Annotated in this window: 1 protein-coding gene; it reads right to left on the reverse strand. The window is 72.7% G+C overall.

Translation table 11 applies throughout. From position 1 onward, the window contains the following. Positions 1-9753: non-ribosomal peptide synthetase (locus tag IE274_RS38910; protein ID WP_190120680.1), on the reverse strand; the 9753-nt coding region annotated here is incomplete at both ends.

Below are 9753 nucleotides of genomic sequence, written 5' to 3' on the forward strand. Positions count from 1 at the left end.
CCCGCGCCAGCCGATTCGACCGCTCATCCAGATCCGCGTACGACAACTCCTCCTCCCCGGAGACCAGCGCGACCCGCTCCGGATCGGCGGTCGCCTGCTCCTGGAACACCTCGGCGATGCCGCACCCGGCCCGCTCCCGGCCGGTGTCGTTGAACCGCTCCAGGACCTGGTCGCGTTCCGTCCCGTCGAGGAGGTCCAGGCGGGCCACCGGGAGGTGCGGGTCGGCGGCGACCCGTTCGAGGAGCTGCCCGAACCGGGCGGCGATCCGTTCCGCCGCGGCCTTCGGGAACAGGTTCTCCTGGTACTGGAGTTCCGCGCGCAGGTGCGGCTCCGCGGCGGCGACCACAGCGAGCGGGTAGTGGGTGCCGGTGGTCGCGCGCACACCGGTGAGGGCGGCACCGGCCACCGCGTGCGCTTCCTCGAGCCCCGCCTCGTCCACCGGGTACGACTCCAGGACGACCATGGTGTCGAACAGGGTCGGGAGGCCCATGGTCTCGTGGATCCGGCTGAGGCTGTGGTGATGGTGGTCGAGCAGTGGTGTCTGGCGCTCCTGGAGGGAGGTCAGGGTCTGCGCGAGCGTGGCGTCGGGCGCCCACGTGACGCGTACCGGCAGGGTGTTGATGAACAGGCCGACCATCTCGTCGACCCCCGCCACCTGCGGCGGGCGCCCGGAGACGGTCGTGCCGAGCACCACGTCCCGGCGGTCCGTCAGGTAGCCGAGGAGAAGGCCCCAGGTTCCCTGCAGCAGGGTGTTGAGGGTGACGCCCAGCTCGCTCGCCCTGCGGGAGAGCTCCCGCGCGGCCGGGTCGGGCAGCGGCACCTCGATCTGGCCCAGGCCCTCCGACTCGGTGGTGGCCCCGGCCCGGGTGGCGAGGAGCGTCGGCTCCGTGACGCCGTCCAGCTCCCGCGCCCAGGCGCGGGCCGCCGCCTCCTCGTCCTGCTGGGACAGCCAGACGAGGAAGTCACGGTACGGGCGCACCCGGGGCAGTGCCGAGGGGGCCCCGCCGGAGCCGTAGAGGCGCAGCAGTTCCCGTAGCAGGTGGGGTATCGACCAGCCGTCGTACAGGGCGTGGTTGGCGGTGAAGACCAGCTCCGTGCGGTCCGGGCCCCTGCGGATCAGGGAGAGGCGCAGCAGCGGCGGCCTGTCCGGCTCGAAGTGGACGGCCTGGTCGGCGGCGAGGAGGCGCTCGAAGGCCGCGTCCCGTTCGGCCTCGTCGAGGTCGGTCAAGTCCACGGCCTGCCAGGGCAGTTCGACGTCTTCGAGGACGAGCTGGACCTGCTCTCCGGCCGCGCTCGTGACGAAGGCGGTCCGGAGTGCGGCGTGCCGGTCCAGGAGGGCCTGCCCGGCGGTCCGCATGCGCTCCGGGTCGACGTTCCCGGACAGGCTGAAGGCGAGCTGGGTGTGGTACGCGTCGAACGACGACTCCGCGAGCATGCCGTGGAAGAGGATGCCCGACTGTGTCGCCGTCACCGGCCACACGTCGGCCACCGCGCCCGGGTACCGGTCGTGCCACCGGTCCAGGTCGCGCTGGCTCACCCGCACCAGCGGCACGTCGGACGGCGTGAGGCCGCCCGATCCGGGTGCGGCGGCGTGCAGGGCGAGGTTTTCGAGCGCCGAGCGCCACAGCTCGATCAGCTCGCGCGCGTCATCGTGGGCGAGCAGCCCGCTCGGGAAGCTGAGCTGCGCGGTGAGCCGCGGGCCCTGCGCGGTGTCGGAGACCAGCGAGGTGACCTCGATCGTCGCCATCGCGGGCATGTCCGCGTCGAGTTCGGCGCCCCGCAGGCCGTTGTCGTCGGCGGGCGTCCAGCCGAGGCCGCGCAGCTCCTCGGGCGTGTCCTCGGCGAACCGGCCCAGGTAGTTGAAGGAGATCTGGCCGCCCGTGGCCGGCTTGAGGATGTCGGCGGTCTCGGGGTTGAGGTAACGGAGCAGGCCGTAGCCGATGCCGTTCCCCGGTACGGCGTGCAGCTGTTCCTTGACGGCCTTCAGGACCTGGCCCGCGGCCCGGCCACCGCTGAAGGCGTCCTCCAGATCGACGCCGCCCACGTCCACGCGCACAGGGAACATGCTGGTGAGCCAGCCCACGGTGCGGGACAGATCGGCCCCGGGCGCCGCCTCCTCCTCGCGGCCGTGGCCCTCGAGCCGGATCAGCGCCGACGGCTCGTCGACACCGCGCGCCCGCCGCCACTTCGCGAGCGCGAGCCCGAAGGCGGTGAGGAGGCCGTCGTTGACGCCGGTGCGGAAGGCGGCGGGCACGGTGGTCAGGAGCGCCTCGGTGGCCGCGACCGGCAGTTCCACGGACACGTGCGCCACCGTGCCGGACACGTCGACGGCGGGGTCGAAGGCCCGGGAGCCGAGGTCGGGGTCGGGGCCGGACACGACAGCCCGCCAGTGGTCGAGCTCGGCGGTGCGCCGTGGGCTCGTGGCCTCCTCGGCGAGGGCGTGGGACCACCGTCGTACGGAGGTGGCGACCGGTTCGAGCCGGGGTGTCCGGCCGTCCCGGATGTCGGTCCAGGCCGCGGCGAGGTCGGGCAGCAGGACGCGCCAGGACACGCCGTCGACGAGGAAGTGGTGCAGGACGAGGAGGAGGCGTCCGGGGGTGCCCGGGCCCGGGTCGCACCAGACGAACTGGGCCATGACCCCGGCCGCCGGGTCGAGGCGGCCGGTGGCCCGGTCGAGCTCGGCGGCGGCGCGGTCGCGCCAGGCCGCCTCGTCCCAGCGGCCGTCGCAGGCGACCCGGTGGATGAGGGCGGCCGGGTCGACGGATCCCGGCGCCGTGACGTGCAGGCCCGCGTCGCCGTCAGCGGTGACGACGAGCCGGGAGCGCAGGATGTCGTGGTGGTCGAGGACCGCGCCCAGGGTCGCGGCGAGCCCCCGCTCGTCGATGCCGCCCGGCAGCTCGACCTCCATGGACATCGCGAACCGGCCGAAGCCGCCGCCCTGATCCGCGAGTTCCAGCAGGTAGCGGCCGATGGGCAGGAGCGGCATCCAGCCGACGCCGCCGCCGTCCAGCTCCGCCAGGACAGTGGCCTGTCGTCCGGCCGCCGCGACGTCGGCCAGCTCGGCCACGGTGCGGCACTCGAAGATCTGCCGCGGGGTGACCTCGACGCCCTGTGCGCGGGCCCGCGAGACGACCTGGATGGAGCGGATGGAGTCGCCGCCGATGGCGAAGAAGTCGTCGTCGACGCCGACCCGGTCCAGGCCCAGGACCTCGGCGTACACGGCGGCCAGGATCTCCTCGGCGGCCGTGCGCGGTGCGTGGTACTCGCCGCCGGTGCACTCCGGCTCCGGCAGCGCCGAGTGGTCCAGCTTGCCGTTCGGGGCCAGGGGCAGCCGGTCCAGGGTCACGAACACCGACGGCACCATGAACTCCGGCAGCCGTTCGGCCACGAAGGCGCGCAGCGCCTTCGCGGAGACACCGGCGCCGATGCCCGCGTCGGCGGCGGGTACGACGTAGCCGACCAGTTGCGTGCTGCCGCGGACGTCCCGGGTGCCGACGACCGCCTGCGCCACGCCCGCGTGTGCGGTGAGTGCCGCCTCGATCTCGCCCGGTTCGATGCGGAAGCCGCGCACCTTGACCTGTGCGTCGTCGCGGCTCACGTATTCCAGGTGGCCTTGGGAGGTCCAGCGGGCCCGGTCACCGGTGCGGTACATCCGTGCCCCCGGCGGGCCGAAGGGGTCCGGGAGGAAGCGTTCAGCGGTCAGCGACGCCCTCCCGTGGTAGCCGCGGGCCACGTTGCCCGCGACGTACAGCTCGCCCACGACACCGACGGGTACGGGGGCGAGCCCGGAGCCGAGGACATAGGTGCGCATGTTGCCCAGGGGGGTGCCGATGGGGGCGCTCGTGCCGCCGGTCCGCTCCGTGTCGGCGGTGAAGGTGGTGGCGTAGAACGACTCCGTCTGGCCGTAGGCGTTGACGACGCGCACTCCGGGCAGGGCCTCGTGGGCCGACCGCACCAGCGCGGCGGGCAGCGCTTCACCGGCGAAGACGACGGCGTCAGCCTCGATCCTGTCGCCGATCTGGTCCACCAGTTCGGCGAAGACCGAGGGCACGGTGCTGATCACGCCGCCGTCCCAGCCGCCGCGCTCACCGATCACGAGGACGTCCCGGACCAGTTCGACGGTGCCTCCGGCCGCGAGGGTGGTGACGATCTCGAACACCGACACGTCGAAGTTCACGGAGGTGCCCGCGAGCATCCGCGTGCCCGCGTGGATGTCCACCGCCTCGGCCAGCCGCAGCACGCCGTTGACGACGTCCCGGTGCGTGACCGTCACGCCCTTCGGCGTGCCGGTCGAGCCGGAGGTGTACATCACGTATGCGGCGTTCAACGGCCGCACCACCGCGGGCTCCCGGTCCCGCGCCGGGGTGTCGTGGGCGTCCGGGTCCAGGTCCAGGTCGTCGACGAGCAGGTGCGGGACGTCGGCGCCCGTGAGCACGCACACCGCGGAGGCGTCCGTCAGGACCAGCGCGGGCCGGGCGTCCGCCAGGATGAAGTCCAGCCTGGAGCTCGGGTACTTCGGGTCGATCGGCAGATACGCGCCGCCCGCCCGCCAGATCCCCAGCATCGCCACGACCAGGTCCGCCGAGCGCGGCAGCGCGAGCCCCACGACCGTCTCCGGACCCACCCCGCGGCCGGCCAGCTCAGCGGCGAGCCGCCCGGCCCGGGCGGCCAGTTCCGCGTACGACCACTTCTGGTCCTCGCAGACCAGTGCCGTGGCCTCGGGGGTGGCCGCCGCCCGTTGCGCGAACAGCTCGGCGGCCGTCAGCTCCGGCGTCGCGGCGGCGGTGTCGTTGAAGGCGGAGAGCACGAGCTCCCGCTCGTCCGGCTCGACGAGTTCGACGCCGCGCACGTGCTGGCGCGGGTCGGCGGTGAGCCGGTCGAGGAGGCGGACGTAGCGGTCCGCCAGCTTGCGGACCGTGGGGTCGTCGAAGAGGTCGGTGGCGTACTCCAACGAGCCGACCACTCCGCCCAGTTCCGGCAGGTCGACCATGTGGAAGGTCAGGTCGAACTTCGCCGAGTCGCTGTACGCACGCTCGAACTCCACCCCGAGACCCGGCAGTTCGAAGCCGTCGAGGTCGACGTTCTGCCAGGCGAACATCACCTGGAACAGCGGCGCGTACGCGGTCGACCGCTCCGGGTTGAGCTCCTCCACGAGCCGTTCGAAGGGCACGTCCTGGTGGTCGTAGGCCGCCAGGGACTTGGCCCGGACCTGGTCGAGCACGTCCGCGAAGGTCGGGTTGCCCGCCAGCCGGGTCCGCAGGACCCAGGTGTTGACGAAGAAGCCGACCAGGTCGGTGAGGTTCTCGTCGGTGCGGTTGGCGATCGGCGAGCCGATCGTGATGTCGTCACCGCCGCCGAGACCGTGCAGCAGCACGGCCAGAGCCGCCTCCAGGACCATCGACTCCGTCGCCCCGTGGGTGCGGGCGAGGTCCGCCACGGCGCTCATGATCCGGTTGTCGACGGAGAACTCGACGGCGGCGCCGTCGTGACTGGCCCGCCGCGGGCGGGGGCGGTCGGTGGGCAGTTGGAGGGGCTGCGGGATGTCCGCCAGCTCCTCGCGCCAGTACGCGACCTGAGTGGACAGGAGGCTGTTCGGGTCGTTCTCGTCGCCGAGCAGGTCGCGCTGCCACAGCGTGTAGTCGACGTACTGCGCGGGCAGTTCCGTCCACTGCGGGAGTCCGTCCGCGAGCCGGGCCGTGTAGGCGGTGTTGAGGTCGCGGGCCATCGGGGCCAGCGACGCGCCGTCGCACGCGATGTGGTGCACCAGCCACACCAGCACGTGGTCCGCCGCGCCCAGGCGCAGCAGTGCCGCCTTGACCGGGATCTCCTGCGCCAGGTCGAAGCGGTGCGCGGCGAACTCCGCGAGGGCGGCCGCCACCCCACCGGGTTCGACGTCCACGACCGCGACGTCCAACTGGGCCTCGTGCGCGGGCAGGACCCGCTGGCAGGGCACACCGTCCTCGTCCTCCGCGAACACGGTCCGCAGGCTCTCGTGCCGCGCCACCACGTCCCGCATGGCGGCGGCGAGTGCCACCGCGTCGAGCTCCCCGCTCAACCGCAGCGGGAAGGGCGCGTTGTACGTGGCCGACGGCCCCTCGAACCGGTCGATGAACCACAGGCGGCGCTGCGCGTACGACAGCGGCGCGCGCTCCGGCCGCGGCTCGACCCTGGTCAGCGGCGGCCGTACCCGCTCTCCCTGGTCGAGGCGTTCGGCCAGCGCGGCCACGGTGGGCGCGGCGAAGACGGTACGGATGGGCAGCTCGACGCCGAGGGCCGCGCGGATGCGGCTGACCAGACGGGTGGCGAGGAGGGAGTGGCCGCCCAGGTCGAAGAAGCTGTCGTCGATGCCGACCCGGTCGGCGCCGAGCACGTCGGCGAAGACGCCCGCCAGGGTCTCCTCCGCCGGGGTGCGGGGCCTGCGGTAGGGCTTGGCGCTGGTGAACTCGGGTTCCGGCAGCGCCCTGTGGTCCACCTTGCCGCTGGGGCTCAGCGGGATGCTGTCCAGGGACACGAACGCGGACGGCACCATGTGGTCCGGGAGTTGCCCCGCCGCGAAGGAGCGCAGGTCGGCGAGGTCGGTCCCGCTCTCCGTGACGCTGGGGACGGTGTAGGCGATGAGCTGCTTGCCGAACTCCGCGCTGTCGCGGGTGATCACCACGGCCTGGGCGACGGCACCGTGCCGGGTCAGGGCCGCCTCGACCTCGCCGGGTTCGATGCGGAAGCCGCGGATCTTGACCTGGGTGTCGGCGCGGCCGTGGTAGACCAGGCTGCCCTCCGGTGTCCAGGTGGCTATGTCGCCGGTGCGGTACATGCGCTCGCCGGGGGTGTCGCCGAAGGGGCAGGCCACGAAGCGTTCGGCGGTCAGGTCGAAGCGGCCGAGGTAGCCGCGGGCGAGGCGGTCTCCGGCGATGTACAGCTCACCGGGTACGCCCGGCAGGACCGGGCGGAGCGCCGAGTCCAGGAGGTAGATGCGGGTGTTGTCCATCGGCCGGCCGATCTCGCCGAGTACGCCGATCCCCTCGTGCGCCGTGACCCCGTGGAAGGTGCAGGCCATCGTTGCCTCGGTCGGCCCGTAGCCGTTGATCACCCGGGTGCCGGGGCAGGCCGCGAGGATGTTCTCGTAGGCGGAGCGCGGCACGACCTCGCCGCCGGTCAGGGTGTCACGCAGCCCCGCGAAGGCTTCCGGCAGTTCCTCGGCGATCACTCGGAAGATGCCCGACGACGACATGACAGCGGTCAGCCGGTGCTCGGTCACCAGGCGCGCGAGGGTGGCGGTGTCCACGTGCCCGGGCGGCGCGATGACGAGCGTGCCGCCCTTGAGGAGGGGGAACCACTGCTCGTAGGTGTTGCAGTCGAAGGCCTGCGCGCACTGCGTCAGGACCCGCTCGTGCGCGCCCTCGCGGTACCCGCTTTCCGCGCTGAGCCGTACGACGCCACGCTGGGTGACGCCGACGCCCTTGGGCCTGCCGGTCGAGCCGGAGGTGTACATCACGTACGCCAGTTGGTCGGGATGCCCGGCGACGGTCAGCGGCTCGGCCGACTCCCGGGCCACCGCGGCCGCGGTGTCCGGCTCGTCCAGGACGAGAGCCGGGCAGACGTTGTCCGGCAGGCTCGACGCGTTCTCGGTGTCGGTGACCACGAGGGGCGGTGCGGAGTCGCGCAGCATGTACGCAAGCCGCTCGGCCGGGTATTCGGGGTCCAGGGGCAGATAGCAACCGCCCGCCTTGAGGATGGCGATGACGGCCACGACCTGGTCGGCGGAGCGGGGCAGGGCGAGACCCACCACCGAGTCCCGCCGCACGCCGTGCGCGATGAGCACGCGCGCGAGCCGGTTGGCGCGGGCGTCCAGTTCCCGGTACGTCAGCTCCTGCTCGGCGGACACGACCGCGAGCCGGTCCGGGGCCGCCGTCACGTGCTCCGCGATGACCTCGGCCATGGAGTGCCGCACGGCCGGCTTCGCCGTGTCGTTGAAGCCCCGGAGCACCAGCTCACGCTCGTCCGCCGCGAGCAGGTCCACCGACCCGATCCGTCGGCGGGGGTCGGCGGTGAGCTGCCGGAGCAGCCGGACGTACCGGTCCGCCAGCTTGCGGACCGTGGTCGCGTCGAAGAGGTCGGTGGCGTACTCCACCGAGCCCACGGCTCCGCCGGGTCCGGTCTCCGCCATCAGGTTGAAGGTGAGGTCGAACTTCGACGACTGACTGTGCGGCCACTCCAGTGCGACGTCCAGGCCGGGCAGCGCGAAGTCCTGGCGGCTGTTGTTCTGCCAGGCGAACATCACCTGGAACAGCGGCGCGTAGGCCGTGGAGCGTTCGGGGTTGAGGGCCTCCACGAGCCGTTCGAAGGGGACGTCCTGGTGGTCGTAGGCGGCCAAGGACTTGGTGCGTACGTCGTCGAGCACGTCCGTGAACGTCGGGTTGCCCGCCAGGCGGGTGCGCAGGACCCAGGTGTTGACGAAGAAGCCGACCAGGTCGGCGAGGCCTTCGTCGGTGCGGTTGGCGATCGGCGAGCCGATCGTGATGTCGTCACCGCCGCCGAGGCTGTGCAGGAGGACGGCCAGGGCTGCCTCCAGGACCATGGAGGAGGTCGCTCCGTGCGTGCGGGCGAGCTGGTCGACCGTGGTCATCAGCTCTGCGTCGAGGGTGAATTCGAGGGAGTCGCCGCGGTGGCTGGCCTCCGCCGGGCGGGGGCGGTCGGTGGGCAGTTGGAGGGGCTGCGGGATGTCGGCCAGCTCCTCCTGCCAGTAGGCGACTTGGGCGGAGAGGAGGCTGTCGGGGTCGTTGCCGTCGCCGAGGAGGTCGCGCTGCCACAGTGTGTAGTCGACGTACTGGGCGGGCAGTTCCGTCCACTGCGGGAGTCCGTCTGCGACCCGGGCGGTGTAGGCGGTGGTGAGGTCGCGGGCCATCGGGGCCATCGAGGCGCCGTCGCACGCGATGTGGTGCACCAGCCACACCAGCATGTGGTCCGCCGCGCCCAGGCGCAGGAGCACCGCCTTGACCGGGATCTCGGCGGCCAGGTCGAAGCGATGGGACATGAAGTCCACGATCGCGCGTTCCAGTCCGGCCGGTTCGACCTCCAGGACCGGCACGTCCACGTGGGCCTCGGCCGCGGGCAGGACCCGTTGGAAGGGCACGCCGTCCTCGTCCTCGGCGAAGACGGTCCGCAGGCTCTCGTGGCGGGCCACCACGTCCCGCACAGCCGCCCGTAGCGCGTCGGCGTCGAGCTCACCCTTCAGCCGCAGCGGGAACGGCGCGTTGTAGGTGGCCGAGAGCCCTTCGAACCGGTCGATGAACCACAGGCGGCGCTGCGCGAAGGACAGCGGTACGCGTTCGGGGCGCGGGGTGACGCGGGTCAGCGGCGGGCGTACCCGCTCTCCCTGCCCCAGGTGTTCCACCAGGTCCACGACCGTCGGGGCGGTGAACACCATGCGGATGGGCAGTTCCACGCCGAGCACCGCCCGCACCCGGCTGACCAGGCGCGTCGCGAGCAGGGAGTGGCCGCCCAGGTCGAAGAAGCTGTCGTCGATGCCGACCCGGTCCAGGCCGAGGACCTCGGCGAAGAGGCCACACAGCAGCTCTTCCTGCGGAGTACGCGGGGTCCGGCCCGTCGCCACCGCGGCGAAGTCCGGCGCGGGCAGCGCCTTGCGGTCCAGCTTCCCGTTCGCCGTCAGCGGCAGTTCAGGGATGGCCACCATGGAGGCGGGCACCAGGTGTGCGGGCAGGCGGTCGGCCAGGTAGGAGCGCAGTTCCGCCGGGG

It is taken from the genome of Streptomyces flavofungini, assembly GCF_014650815.1.
Lineage (GTDB): Bacteria > Actinomycetota > Actinomycetes > Streptomycetales > Streptomycetaceae > Streptomyces > Streptomyces flavofungini.